Genomic DNA, 13,154 nt, shown 5'->3' on the forward strand with positions numbered 1-13,154 from the left:
TGATATGCTCCCCATACGGTAGACAGGTGAAAAATAAAAACCTGTTTACTGTATAGGGAGCATTTTTCATGCCTAGAAATAAACTGAACGCTTTAGAAAAATTGGCAATCCTTCAAGAGATCGAAGCTGGTCATATTGGAGTGAGGGCAACTGTTAAGAAGTATGGCATTGCCATGTCTACGCTTGCGAATTGGCAACGTCGTTATCGGTTGTATGGTACTGAGGGACTAGAGGTCCGTAAACACAACCGTAGTTATTCCGAAGAGCTGAAGCATCAAGCGGTTAAGGATTACTTGGAGGGGAAATTGTCACAGAACCAAGTCATCGATAAGTACGGGATCGCTTGTCGAGCGCTGCTCTTCAATTGGATTAAGAAGTATACTGGTCATAGCAGCTTAAAAGCCTGTACAGGGGGAACAACAGCTATGACCAAGGGACGTAAGACAACATGGCAAGAGAGGATCGACATCGTCCTATATTGCCTTGCGAATGGACAAGACTACACGAAGACAGCAATGCAATTCCAGGTTTCTTACCAGCAAGTATACGGATGGGTGAGAAAGTATGCAGAAGGCGGACAGGATGCTTTACAGGATGGTAGAGGGCGTGCCAAGGCGCCTGAAGAGTTAACGGAAGTCGATGAACAAAAGTACGCGATGAAGAAACTGGAGTACGAAATCGAGCGACTCCGGGCGGAGAATGCTTTCTTAAAAAAGTTACAGGAGTTCGAAAGGAGGTGTCCCTAAGCCAACATCGGCAAGAGAACATCTACCTTGCCATTCAAGCTGTCCAGCGCACAGAGTCAATGACCATACAGCTTTTATGCGGCGTTGCTGGGATTCCGAGGTCGAGCTATTACAAGTGGCTTAATCGAACACCTAGCTCACGTGAGCTGGAGAATAGAAAGCTGACAGAGATGATGATGTCCATGTACGAGAAAGTTGAGGGCACCTTTGGTTACCGGCAATTAACGTTACATATGCGCCGAGAATGGCAACATCCGATTAATCATAAGCGAGTGCAAAGACTGATGAGGATTAAGAGAATCCAGTCCGTCATCCGCAGAAAGAAAAAGAAGTATGAGCGTTCTACGCCGCAGCAGGTAGCTGAGAACGTGCTTAACCGCAAGTTCCAAGCGGAAGCGCCGAATGAAAAGTGGGTTACAGATGTCACGGAGTTTAAGTATGGCAATAGCCAGAAGGCTTATTTAAGTGCCATCCTCGATCTTCATGATAAATCGATTGTTTCTTATGTACTTGGTCACTCGAATAATAATCCTCTCGTCTTTCAAACGTTGGATTTGGCTTTACAGGCAGCCCCTAATAGCAAGCCTTTAATTCATAGCGACCGTGGCTACCAGTACACGTCACTGAGGTTCAAAGAAATGCTGGACAAGGCTAATATGACGCAGAGTATGTCCCGAGTGGGCCGTTGCATTGATAACGGTCCGATGGAGTCTTTCTGGGGAACCCTAAAATGTGAGAAGTATTATTTGCATACCTACCGCACATATGAGGAACTAAAGAAGGATATCGATGACTACATTCACTTTTACAATAATGAACGGTTACAGGCAAAACTAAACGGCCTCAGCCCCATAGAATTCAGGACGAAGGCCGTTTAACTAACTTTTATTTTTTGTACTGTCTACTTGACGGGGTGCAGTTCATCCCTGTGGCGCCATTATTGTTAGCCTCATTATTCCTTGCTCTTGCCCTGTGAAACTTCCGGGGTGGTTAATGTATCATAGAAGTCGACCGACTTATCCTTGTTATCGGAGGCACGCAGCGCCATCGCGGAACGCGGATGCTCATCAAGCATGCCGGTAATCATATAAGGGATAATATAACCCCACTCTTCCTTCTCGCGAAGCGGAATCATGTACTTCTCGATCATATCAAGCACAGGGCGCAGATCATACTTAGGATTCTTCAGATTGGCCACAAGCAGCTCGGTCGGACAGTTGCCTGCCGCACGTCCCATACCGTAGACGGAAGCATCCAGCAGCTCCACACCCTTCTCAGCTGCAATCAGCGTGTTCGCAAACGCAAGCTGCATATTGTTATGGGTATGCACACCAAGCCTCTTGCTTGGCACATGCTGCTTGAACTTGTCCACTAGGTAGCTGAAGTCGTTCGGAGTCAGGCTGCCGTAGGAATCCACGATATAGACCACATCCACGACACTCTTCTCAATCAGCTCGAATGCTTCGACCAGCTGGTTCTCCATCACATTGGACAGCGCCATGATATTGATCGTAGTCTCGTAGCCGCGCTCATGGAACAGCCTCACCAGCTCTAGTGCCTTATCGACATCCTGAATATAGCAGGCTACCCGGATCAGATCCAGCAGACTCTGCTCACGAGGCAGGATATCATTCTCATCCACCCGGCCGATATCAACCAGAGCAGACAGCTTGGTGTTCTTCTTCTCCGGAATAACCGTACGCAGGAACTCGTCATCCAGGAACCGCCATGGCCCTGCCGAGTCGGCACCCTTCAGAAGCTTCGGCGAGTTCTTGTACCCGATTTCCATATAGTCAACGCCGGCTTCGTTCAGCGTCTTATAGAGATGCTGAACGAACTCCACGCTAAAATCCCAATTATTCACGAGTCCGCCGTCGCGGATCGTGCAATCGACTATCTTGCAATGGCTTGTCTTTGCGTGCATACGGAATAACTCCTTTAGGATCAATTATTTGTTATCCATCATACTTGAAACAAGCCTTGAACGCAAAGCAATTTTGCCAGTCTGCCCAAATCTTCCCGAGGGGGGCGCCTCCCCTTCTTACCCGCATATGTTACGACGGAAGATGGTCCCATATCATCTGCTTCAAGCGTTCCTGATAAGCCTTCACCTCAGGTACCAGCTGCTGATCAACCCCGCTGCCGGTCATAACCTGGTAGTCAGCCGCCTTCAGCACGTCCAGATACCCCTTCACAATGGTGCCTACCGTTGTTTCAGGCTTCTCGGTCGCGGCTTTGGTATAGCTGGCCCTCACATCTTCTTCAAGACCAAGCGTCTGATAATCATAGATTGGCGTATTATCAAGGCCCTGCAGGTAGACCGCCATATAGCGCTCCAACAGGGTAAGCACTTCTTCGTATTCCGGAGAATCGGGATACTTCCTTACGAATTCCTCTGCCGCAAGGGCACGGCCGGCCAGCTCATCCCATGAGATGACAATAGCCGCATCGCTTGCGGTCCGCTGGTCTGATTCGAGCGCCTTTACCTCAATATAGCCGCTTAATTCTTCCGTTATGTAAGGCTTGTACTCCTGCAGCGAGCCATAATCCACCACCGGGTAGATATAGCCTTCCTGGGTTTCCAGCTTATAACCGCCGTCCTGCAGGGCTTGAACAAGCTTTCTGTGAGGGGGTTCAAGCTGCTCCAGACTGTCCCCCTCAACTGGCCAATCCGCCTGAAGCAGGGCCATCTGCAGCGATGATTCACTTACAGACGCTTCAGCCGCGGACAGATTTTTCTCATAGTAATCCAACAGCCCCCGCACCATGATATCCGCATCCTCCACAGCTGCCTGTGCGATATGCTCATCAATAAACTGTCTGACCTGCAGGGCTGTCTCCGCTTCGCTGACAACCTTGTCGAATTCACGGAGAAGCTCCTCTGAGGACATCTCGGCTTCTACCGCATCATTGATGGTTTCCGCCGGCTCCGTTACCTCCTTGTTCACCTGCTTATCTGCCGTATTATTGCTGCAGCCGCCCAGCAGGACTGCTGCTGCAAGTATACTCAGGATAACTGCCTGGCGCATTTTGACCTTCACCATAGATCCTTCTCCTTCCTTCGAGCCCTTCATTCAACAGCCTCTGGTTATATACGTATCCCTGGCGGAAAATGTTCCGCTTGCCTACGGACACTGCTGCCCGGGCGGCAAGCGGAAATTCCCTTAACTGCTAAAGTCCTTTCGCGGCTGCACATGCCAGCTGGTATTCCAGATTCTCCTTACACAGCTGCAGGAGGTCATATTTCAGCCCCCTCTTCGGCAGCGTGATCACAGGAGGCCTTATGCCAGCTCTGCGCAGCGCGCTCCTTACATTCTTAACATCATCCAGACTGTTCACGATAATCTCATCGCAGGGATTCTCCAGCGCATGCTTAAGCACGAACCGGTCATACTCCCCCGGACGCTCCGGAACAGCTGCGGTCTGTCCAAACCCGACCAGCATCCCCTTCCGGACTTGTCCGACAAGTGCGTTTCCATGGCCGAAATGGATGATATCCTGGTTATTGCCGGATTCACGGTCCACGATCTGCTTGTCCGGGTTCTTCTGCAATATCCGAATATGCCGCAGCATGTCCGCCGCCCGCTCAAACTCCATCCGCTCCGCATACTCATGCATCTGCTTCTCCATCGCTCTGATCAGGCCTGCACCGCCGCCAGACAGGAGAGAAGCTGCCGAGCGCACCGCTTCCTGGTAAGCTTCTTTACTGATCATGCCCTCACATATGCCGCTGCATCGCCCGATATGATAGAGCAGACAAACACGCTTCGGCATCGTGGTACAGGTCCGAAGGCGATAATGGTCATTAATAAAAGCGAGAACCTCATTCCGGAACCTGGCGCTTGCAAAAGGACCAAAACGCATCTCCCCCGCCTCTTCCTCACCTTGTTCCAGCTCCGGCGCCTCCTTCACAGCACGGCGGTCCCTGTAATAAACATCCAGCCTGGAATAAGGACCGCCTGTCATCCGGAGATAGGCGTATCCGCTGTTATCCCGCTTCAGCGCCCGGTTGTAGGGCGGCTTATGGAGCTTGATCAGATTGTTCTCCAGCATAAGGCTCTCCGCTTCATTATGGACAAGTATAATATCAATTGACGCAATCTCGCCGACAAGTTGCCGGATGCGCTTCCTGTCATGCTTCTGGTAAAAATAAGAACGAAGACGGCTCCGGAGCTTCTTCGATTTGCCTACATATAATATCCGCCCATCCCCATCACGCATGATATAGCAGCCGGGCTGCTCAGGATACCGGGACGGCTCAAAATGAAACGGCTGCATAAAGCTGATTCCCTCCCAATCATGCTGCACGTGCAAGTTCGTTCTGTTAACGGTCGGTCATACAAGAACTTCACAAACAAGGAATATACGTTCGTATACCATTGTACCAAATGAACCATGCTGCGGCTATCGGACCTATAGCATATATTGCGGGACTTGATAATTAGGGAATTCATTAATTGGTGTGGGTATATGTCAATACCTTTGTTCATAAAAAAACAGGTTTAATTTTCCCTCCTTCTATTCAAAGATCCCTTCCTGCTGCCGATAACAAGGATATAGTATTTTTTTAGACGTACAGCTCACGGGGGGGAACCGGCTTGAAAAACAAACAGAATCCTTTCACCAAATTAACAAAAACATTAACAAACAAGACAAGCAGCCTTATGAAAAAGTTGAAGAAACTGGAGACAAAACAGCAAGGCCCGAAAAACAACCCTAAAGATGTAAGCGGTTTTACAATTAAGCGTGTACCGTTCCGCAATTGGTCGCTGCGCACGAAACTCAGCGTTACCTTCGCGGTCATTCTGCTGGTCCCGGTATTAACCATCAGTACGTTATCCTACCAGACAGCCAAGAGTGGGATTGGCGAGCAGATGGCTAATGGCGCCTATGAGAATGTACGGCTGCTGAATGCCACCATCACACAGTTCACAAGCGCCGAAATGGCCAACGTCGACTACATCGCCTCTCTTATTACACAAGAGACGTACACCGGGGCAGGCGCAACTCTCCAGCGTAATATTCTCGAACCGTTCTGGAGAACGCATCCGATGATCTCCAGTCTTGAATTTGTCGGAACGAACAGCTACTACCGGAATGTTCAGGGCAAGGAATGGGCTGGCGAGGGAGACCCTCGTGAGCAGGCCTGGTTCAAGGCATCCATGGAAAACAACACACCGCTGGTGTCGCAGCCGTATGTTTCGTTGATTACCGGTGATTTTGTAATCGGTATCACGAAGGCTGTAGCCGATGGAAGAGGTGTCATCCGCAGCGAGGTCAAGATTGAAGAGCTGACAGGGCTTACCCATTCCATAAGCATCGGCAACGAGGGTTATGCCATGATCTTCGACAGCGAGCGCAAGACGGTATACCATCCTTCTCTTACCGAGGGAGAGGTTGTCGATGAGTCCTATATTGAAACGCTGTTCAGCGGAGATGAAGGTGAGTTCAATTACGAAAGCGAAGGTGCTCCGAAGGCACTGGCTTATGTGACCAACCCGCTTACCGGCTGGAAAATAAGCGGCACCATGTTAACTGACGAGTATGCCGAGCAGGCGAGCCCGATTCTTAACCAGACGGTTATTATTGTAACGGCAGCCATCATCGTCGCTGTGCTCCTGATCGTATTTATTCTGTACGGCCTGTTCAAGACACTGCGCATCATGATCCACACGGCAGAGACGATCAGCCAGGGAGACCTGTCTGCACGTATACCGGTAAACAGCAATGATGAGCTTGGCAAGCTTGGCCGAAGCTTCAACAGCATGGCTGACAGCATTCACGGCAGCATGGGACGGATTAATGAGACAGCAATCCAGCTCGCCGCCTCCTCCCAGCAGCTTAGTGCAAGCGCTGAACAGGCAACCAAGGCGACCGAGCATATCGCGGATTCTGCTCAAGGCATCCATGAAGGCGCCACCACGCAGGAAGAAATGCTCAGCTATAACCATGAGCAGATTGCCGTTATAACCGGGCGGATGAGCGAGATAGAAGGCTGTGTGAAACAGCTTGCCAGCTTGACCGAGCAGGCCAGAAGCAGATCGACTGAAGGTACAGGCAGCGTTCAGGAGGTCGTCCGGCAGATGGATGTTATCAACAGCTTTGCCGAGCAGCAGTCCTCCACAATCAGCCGCCTCTTCGAGCAGTCCCGGCAGATTGAAGCCATCGTTAAGGTTATTCAGGAAATCGCGGGCCAGACTAACCTGCTGGCACTTAATGCCAGCATTGAAGCCGCCCGCGCGGGTGCGCACGGACGGGGATTTGCGGTTGTAGCTGCCGAGATCCGCAAGCTCGCTGAGCAGACTTCCAATTCGACCGGCTCTATTAAACAGCTGATAACGGAAATCCAGAGCGGAACGGCTGAAGCCGTATCATCTATGGAACAAACTGTTGGAGAGGTTGGCAAAGGAATCCGGATCGTCGAGGAAACCGACCGTCACTTCAAAGGCATTGAACAGGCTGTTGCTCCTCTGAACGACATGAGCGGCACGCTAAGCAGCATCACAGCGGAAATTTCTGCCCTTGCCGGTGTTATGGCCCAGTCGATTAACAATGTGATCCAGATCGCCGGAACTAACGCAGGCGGTACAGAAGCCGTCTCCGCGTCGGTAGAGGAGCAGATCGCCTCCATGCAGGAGATATCCGCTTCTGCCGCTTATCTCTCCGAAACAGCAGAAGAGCTGGCCGGTATTGTAGAGAAGTTCAAACTATAATTTCATCCAAGCTTATCTTACAGCTGGCCCGATTAATCCGCATCCTGCGGACTGATCCGGGCCAGCATTCTTGTTATCAGGTTGCGAAGCGCCACGATATCGGCTTCGTCTACCACTGTCTCATTGAACAGACGCCCAGGTACGGCAGCCGCGCTCTTCTTCATGCCGTGCCCCTTCTCTGTCAGGTCAATCACGACATTCCGCTCATCAGCCTTGTCCCTTGTTCGCGTCACCAAGCCCGCCGCTTCCAGCTTCTTCAGCAGCGGTGTTAGCGTGCCGGAATCCAGATGCAGCCTTCTTCCGAGCTCCTTAACGGTAATACCATCGCGCTCCCATAAGACCAGCATCGTGACGTACTGCGTGTATGTCAGGCCATATTCCTCCAGAATAGGCCTGTAAAGCTTCGTGATCTCTCTGGAACAAGCGTATACGGCAAAACAAACCTGGTTCTCAAGCTTCAGTATTTCATCTATGTTCATAAGAACCTCCATTATGTGGTCAAGCATGGCTGATTGAATTAATTGTATCAAATTATGTTGAGCTGTGCACCCTGATAGGATTTGACAGCCGTATTTTAATTGTATACAATTTTATTTGAAGAAATGAACGAGACGAGGGAGGATTAGCTATGTCATTCTATGATATCGAGGTAACACGCATTAATGGTGAACAGCAGTCTATGGCCGACTACAAAGGAAAGGTGCTGCTGATCGTCAACACCGCAAGCAAATGCGGGTATACGCCGCAGTATGAAGGACTTCAGGAGCTGTATGAAGCCTATCATGAACAAGGCTTGGAGATCCTCGGTTTTCCCTGCAATCAATTCATGAACCAGGAACCTGGCAGCGAAGAAGAAATCGCAGAGTACTGCAAGGTTAACCATGGTGTCACGTTCCCTATGTTTGCCAAGGTGGATGTCAACGGCTCCGATCAGCATCCTCTATACAAGCACCTGACCGCAGAAGCTCCTGGAATCCTTGGCTCCAAGGCTGTCAAATGGAACTTTACCAAGTTCCTCGTAAACCGTGAAGGCAAGGCTGTTAAACGTTTCGCTCCCGGAGACGCTCCTGAATCGCTTAAGGACGATATCAAGGCCCTTCTGTAGCAGCAAGTTTCCATTGAATCTGCCGCAGGCATTGTTCCTTCAGGAAAAAAGCCTGCGGCTTGTTGCTGGTTCATCTGCCTGAAGCAAAGGCTGCCTCACCAGGGATAACCCGGGAGACAGCCCCTTCTTGTGTCTATTCACATCAGCCTGTCTTTAGTAACCGTCGGTGCGTGTGCCCTTGCCATCCGCCGCATGCCCGCCTTGTCCGGCTTCAGCCAGCGCCTTCGCAAGCGCATCTGATACCCGCCTTCCATAGTCGGCGTCCGCGTTCGTGAAGTATTCAATCATCTTGTCGCGGATAGCCGGACGGCATACGCTTAACACACCGCCCAGGTTCGATACCAGCTCCTCGCGTTCCCACTCTTCAAACCGGCGGTACGTCTCCCCTGCCTGGGCAAAATCATTCGTGCGGTCGATCTTCTGTCTCACCATCTTGGCATCATAATGCGGCTCATGCTCTGCCCCGCTGCGGTCTGCTTCCTTCAGTCCGTTGATCGTGGAAGGCTCGTAGTTGACATGAGGGTCCTGCCCCGGTGCCTTATCCACAAAATAGGTCATCTGACCGTCACGCTGATTGGTTGCCACCCGCTTCTTCGGCGCATTGACCGGCAGCTGCAGATAATTCGTTCCCACACGATACCGCTGGGTATCCGAATAAGAGAAGGTCCGTCCCTGCAGCAGCTTGTCGTCCGAGAAGTCCAATCCGTCTACAAGAACCCCTGTACCAAACGCCGCCTGCTCAACCTCGGCAAAATAGTTTTCCGGATTTTTGTTAAGCACCATCTTCCCGACCTTCAGAAACGGAAACTTCTCGTGATCCCACAGCTTGGTCGGATCAAGCGGGTCAAAATCCAGTTCTTCATTCGGCCCGTCAGGCAGAATCTGCACACACAGCTCCCATTCCGGGTAATCCCCATTCTCGATAGCGTCATAGAGATCCTGGCTGGCATGATTGAAATCGGTGCTCTGAATGGCATCCGCTTCCTTCTGGGTCAGGTTCTTGATACCCTGCTTGAGGGGCTCCCAGTGATATTTCACGAGAACGGCCTCGCCTTGCTGGTTCACCCACTTGTATGTATTAACCCCCGAGCCCTGCATCTGCCTGTAATTCGCAGGGATGCCCCAAGGAGAGAACAAAAAGGTCACCATGTGGGTGGCTTCCGGCGTATTGGACAAGAAGTCGAACATCCGCTCAGGAGTTTGCAGCTGGTTCACCGGGTCAGGCCGGAACGAGTGGACCATGTCCGGGAACTTCAGCGGGTCGCGGATGAAAAATATCTTCAAATTGTTCCCCACAAGATCCCAATTGCCATCTTCGGTATAAAATTTAACAGCGAATCCTCTTGGATCGCGGAGTGTCTCAGGCGAATGACCGCCGTGGACAACTGTTGAGAACCGGACGAACACAGGCGTTCTTTTGCCCGGCTCCTGGAACAGCTTGGCACGTGTATATTTCGACACCGGCTCATCGCCAACCTTGCCGTAGGACTCGAAGTAACCATGCGCGCCTGCACCTCGTGCGTGTACCACCCGCTCGGGTATCCGCTCCCGGTCGAAGTGTGAAATTTTCTCAAGCAGATGGTAATTCTCCAGTGTGGTCGGACCACGGCTGCCTACCGTTCTGACATTCTGGTTGTCCTTGATTGGATGACCCTGGCGGTTCGTAAGTGTCAATTCCCCTTCTCCCGTGCCCATGCGCCCGTCACCAGGTCCGCCGGTGCCCGCCACTGGATTGCCTTTTACCTTATCGTAATCCATGCTATGACCTCCATCTAAACGGTTTGACTTGTCAGCCAGTACCATTTTTTCCCTGAGGAACGTTTTTATGCAGAGGGCTCCCAAAAAGCTTGTCAGTTCCCAACAAAAAAATGCCTGTCTGCGAGCCATGCAGCATGCAGCTGCCTAGCTCTTCAGACAGGCGGTTTCCCAGCCGTCAGCTTTATGGATTACGATTGGTTCGCCAAATCTTGTAAGTGCCTGATGTAAGTTGCAGCCAGTACCTCGATAGACCGGGCCTTCTCCTCCAGCGTTCCATCCTCTGACAGCTTGTCCCTGATCAGCTGAACAATCTGTCCGCACTGCTCCTTCCTGCCCGGATGCATCTTGGCATAATCCTGCAGGTAAGCCGGTATAAAGAAGCAGTCAAGCGTATGCATACGAAACGAATAAGACCCCTGCCCGCTTTCGGACTGCCAAGCCGCCAGACTATCATGAAGCTCAGTAAGCCTAATCAAGCCCAGCCGGTAGGAGCGCTTGGCATATTCATAGTGCTGCTCGCCGATCATCCCGTTCTCGTAGCGCTTGCGATTCGTCTCATCCATGAGATAGAGCGCTCCGCCCCATTCTGAGCTGAAGCTGATCCAGAATCCGGCTGCCTCCGGCTCAATGTGCAGCGTAAGACGCGGTTCAAATACATAATCCGGGTTCGCCTCAAACAATGCGCGGGCTTCCGTTTCCGAATCTGGCCAGCTCTGCATTCCATTCTCCACGCAGTGCACCTCCGTTACTTGTGCGATTTCCAATCCAGCTTGCTGTTATTCAGCAGATACTCAAAATCGTTTTCAAGCCGCTTCTGCTCGGCTTTCTTAGCTTCCTCTGCGGCTTTCAGAGCTTCCTGCTTCTGCTGATCGGCCTGCGCCTGCAGCCTGTCAGCCTGTGCTTTTAACTGATTTATCGTATCCGCACTCAGCAGATCCTTAAGTGTTGCCGGCTTGTCTCCGCTCGGGCGCTGAGAGTCGGCGCCGTGCTTTTTCTTAGCCATATGCTCATCCTCCCCGTTCCGTTCATTATACCAGTAAGGCAGCTGGATTTTAAACGGTGAGATTAACCCAGCATTACTCGCCAGCCTTAAGCGGCTTATGAGCTACACGCTAATCTTAGCGAGGCTCGCCTTCAGCTCGCCAGACATGGCAGTCAGCTCTTCGGAGCCTGCTGCGAGATTCTCCACTTCACCGGATATAACCTCCGTCACGTTCATCACTTCCCGGGAACGCTCGAGAGTCAACTCCAATGTTGTCGCTACATCGTTGATCAATTTAATGATCTTCTCGGAGCTAGCCACTTCCTCATTCGTCACATTCATAATGTCGGAAATGTTGGCAACCGTTCCTTCAACCGCACGAAGGATGCTCTCGAGCGCTTCACCGGCAGCCGCGGCCGAACCGCTGCCCTGCTCGACTTCCTTACGGCTTTCCATAATGGACTGAACCGCTGCCTGAATGGATGCCGTTATTTTGCCGGTCAGGGCATTCACTTCAGCCGCTTCCTTATTGGACTGCTCCGCCAGCTTGCGTACCTCACCCGCCACAACGGCAAATCCTCTGCCGGCTTCTCCCGCTCTTGCAGCTTCAATAGAAGCATTCAGCGCAAGCAGATTGGTCGAGCCTGCGATATCCGTAATGGTGGAAGCAATCGCGGCGATCTGGTTTGAATAGTCGGCCAGCGTACGTACATGCTCCTCGGTGTCAGATGTCTGGCTTTGAATAGCGTTCATGCGCTGAATCGTGGACTTGACTGTAACAGCTCCGTGACGGGCTGACTCCAGCGTACGTTCAGAGTCCGCATGCGCCGCTAACGCTTTATTATTCGCGATCTGGATAAGCGAGGACAGCTCCAGCAGCACCTGCGACGATTCCTGAACGGCCTGATTGCCCGATTCGGCCTGGCCAGCCACCAGCCTGGTGCTGCCCGCCACCTCGTTATAGGACTGGGTCAGCTCTTCAAGCGACAACGACATTCCCTCAGCCGAGGCGGCCACCTGGTCAGCAGAAGAAGCCACTTGTCCATTGATGTCCTGCATCAATTGGCGCAGATTCATGGTCATGGTCCCTATCGCTGAAGACAGCCGGCCAATTTCATCGGAAGATTTGAATTCCTGCAGCTCAACCCGCAAATTCCCCTTCGATACTTGCTCTGCTATATACGTGCTCTTCACCAGCGGTTTAACGCGGCGGGCTACAGCAACCCATACGATCACAACAGCAGCTGCAAGCTGGATGAGTATGAAAATGATAATCCGGTTTCTAAACGCATCAATGGACTGATCGTAAGGCTTGTTCGGAACACCAACGTAGAATATCCCCAGAATCTCCCCCTGCTCGCTGAGGATCGGCTCATATGCCGCCTGATTGATCTGACCGACCACATTCGCTTCTCCGATATACCGTTCTCCCTTGGCCAGGGTGACGTCAGCAACTGTCTCAGACACCTGAGTCCCGACGGCCCGGGAACCGTCTTCCTTCTTCACGTTTGTCGCGATCCGGGTATCGTGAAGGAAGATCGTCACGGTGTCACCCGTCTCTTCTCCGAACCTGTCAACAAAATCAAAATTATCATTCAGCTGCACATCGCCCTTGTACAGCATCCCATCCCGTACACTCCAGCTTCCCGGGTATAGCGTGTCCAGCATCAGCTTGCCTGTATTAAGATCGGACTGCAGCTTCTGATGAGCCGCACCAAGCAGCTCTTCCTTGGCATGGGTAACGGCGTAATAGCCGATTGCACTGCTGCCCAGCAGCACAATCAGCATAATGAAACCAATCAATTTCCATTTGATGCTTAAACTAAGATGCTTCAACAAGTCCACTCACC

General features: G+C 51.6%; 11 protein-coding genes. 3 read left to right on the plus strand and 8 right to left on the minus strand.

From position 1 onward, the window contains the following. Positions 1-68 precede the first annotated feature (68 nt). A protein-coding gene (locus DNH61_RS16390) for an IS3 family transposase (RefSeq protein ID WP_111145361.1) occupies positions 69-1,624 on the plus strand; the annotation gives its coding sequence in 2 pieces (ribosomal slippage) (positions 69-699 and positions 699-1,624; 1,557 coding nt in all). A 74-nt stretch (positions 1,625-1,698) separates the two neighbouring features. On the opposite strand, the gene DNH61_RS16395 is transcribed toward DNH61_RS16390, so the two are convergent. The 3 genes from DNH61_RS16395 to DNH61_RS16405 form a co-directional block, all read right to left on the minus strand. After that, positions 1,699-2,670, minus strand: coding sequence for an aldolase catalytic domain-containing protein (locus DNH61_RS16395; protein WP_111147770.1), 972 nt, complete (start codon positions 2,668-2,670; stop codon positions 1,699-1,701). A 130-nt stretch (positions 2,671-2,800) separates the two neighbouring features. Next, the gene (locus tag DNH61_RS16400; RefSeq protein WP_146241062.1) at positions 2,801-3,790 is read right to left on the minus strand and encodes a hypothetical protein; all 990 of its coding nucleotides are present in this window, start codon (positions 3,788-3,790) and stop codon (positions 2,801-2,803) included. A gap of 127 nt (positions 3,791-3,917) precedes the next feature. Then, positions 3,918-5,024 (minus strand): GIY-YIG nuclease family protein, encoded by a 1,107-nt coding sequence (locus tag DNH61_RS16405; RefSeq protein ID WP_111147772.1) that lies wholly within the window; start codon positions 5,022-5,024, stop codon positions 3,918-3,920. 395 nt (positions 5,025-5,419) lie between these two features. Between DNH61_RS16405 and DNH61_RS16410 the strand changes: the two genes are divergently transcribed. Continuing rightward, positions 5,420-7,459 carry a methyl-accepting chemotaxis protein gene (locus DNH61_RS16410; protein ID WP_181438747.1) on the plus strand — a complete coding sequence of 680 codons (2,040 nt, stop codon included), beginning with the start codon at positions 5,420-5,422 and terminating at the stop codon, positions 7,457-7,459. A 32-nt stretch (positions 7,460-7,491) separates the two neighbouring features. On the opposite strand, the gene DNH61_RS16415 is transcribed toward DNH61_RS16410, so the two are convergent. Then, on the minus strand, positions 7,492-7,938 hold the full coding sequence (locus tag DNH61_RS16415) for a MarR family winged helix-turn-helix transcriptional regulator (protein ID WP_111147774.1): 447 nt from the start codon (positions 7,936-7,938) through the stop codon (positions 7,492-7,494). A gap of 149 nt (positions 7,939-8,087) precedes the next feature. Here DNH61_RS16415 and DNH61_RS16420 point away from each other — a divergent pair, with 149 nt between their 5' ends. Next, complete coding sequence (locus DNH61_RS16420; protein WP_111147775.1) at positions 8,088-8,564, plus strand: glutathione peroxidase; 477 nt, start codon at positions 8,088-8,090, stop codon at positions 8,562-8,564. A gap of 153 nt (positions 8,565-8,717) precedes the next feature. On the opposite strand, the gene DNH61_RS16425 is transcribed toward DNH61_RS16420, so the two are convergent. From DNH61_RS16425 to DNH61_RS16440, 4 genes are all read right to left on the minus strand, one after another. Further along, positions 8,718-10,259 (minus strand): catalase, encoded by a 1,542-nt coding sequence (locus DNH61_RS16425; RefSeq protein WP_245948226.1) that lies wholly within the window; start codon positions 10,257-10,259, stop codon positions 8,718-8,720. 251 nt (positions 10,260-10,510) lie between these two features. Further along, positions 10,511-11,053 (minus strand): hypothetical protein, encoded by a 543-nt coding sequence (locus DNH61_RS16430; RefSeq protein WP_111147777.1) that lies wholly within the window; start codon positions 11,051-11,053, stop codon positions 10,511-10,513. A gap of 14 nt (positions 11,054-11,067) precedes the next feature. After that, on the minus strand, positions 11,068-11,325 hold the full coding sequence (locus tag DNH61_RS16435; RefSeq protein ID WP_111147778.1) for a YqkE family protein: 258 nt from the start codon (positions 11,323-11,325) through the stop codon (positions 11,068-11,070). A gap of 102 nt (positions 11,326-11,427) precedes the next feature. Further along, entirely contained in the window at positions 11,428-13,140 is a 1,713-nt protein-coding gene (locus DNH61_RS16440; RefSeq protein WP_425452260.1) for a methyl-accepting chemotaxis protein, read from the minus strand. Positions 13,141-13,154 lie beyond the last annotated feature (14 nt).

This window comes from Paenibacillus sambharensis, assembly GCF_003233845.1.
Classification (GTDB): Bacteria; Bacillota; Bacilli; order Paenibacillales; family Paenibacillaceae; genus Paenibacillus_I; species Paenibacillus_I sambharensis.

Coding starts and splice junctions, on each gene's coding strand:
- DNH61_RS16395 (WP_111147770.1), bottom strand. CDS start 2,670: ATGCACGCAAAGACAAGCCATTGCAAGATAGTCGATTGCACGATCCGC.
- DNH61_RS16400 (WP_146241062.1), bottom strand. CDS start 3,790: ATGGTGAAGGTCAAAATGCGCCAGGCAGTTATCCTGAGTATACTTGCA.
- DNH61_RS16405 (WP_111147772.1), bottom strand. CDS start 5,024: ATGCAGCCGTTTCATTTTGAGCCGTCCCGGTATCCTGAGCAGCCCGGC.
- DNH61_RS16415 (WP_111147774.1), bottom strand. CDS start 7,938: ATGAACATAGATGAAATACTGAAGCTTGAGAACCAGGTTTGTTTTGCC.
- DNH61_RS16420 (WP_111147775.1), top strand. CDS start 8,088: ATGTCATTCTATGATATCGAGGTAACACGCATTAATGGTGAACAGCAG.
- DNH61_RS16425 (WP_245948226.1), bottom strand. CDS start 10,259: ATGGGCACGGGAGAAGGGGAATTGACACTTACGAACCGCCAGGGTCAT.
- DNH61_RS16435 (WP_111147778.1), bottom strand. CDS start 11,325: ATGGCTAAGAAAAAGCACGGCGCCGACTCTCAGCGCCCGAGCGGAGAC.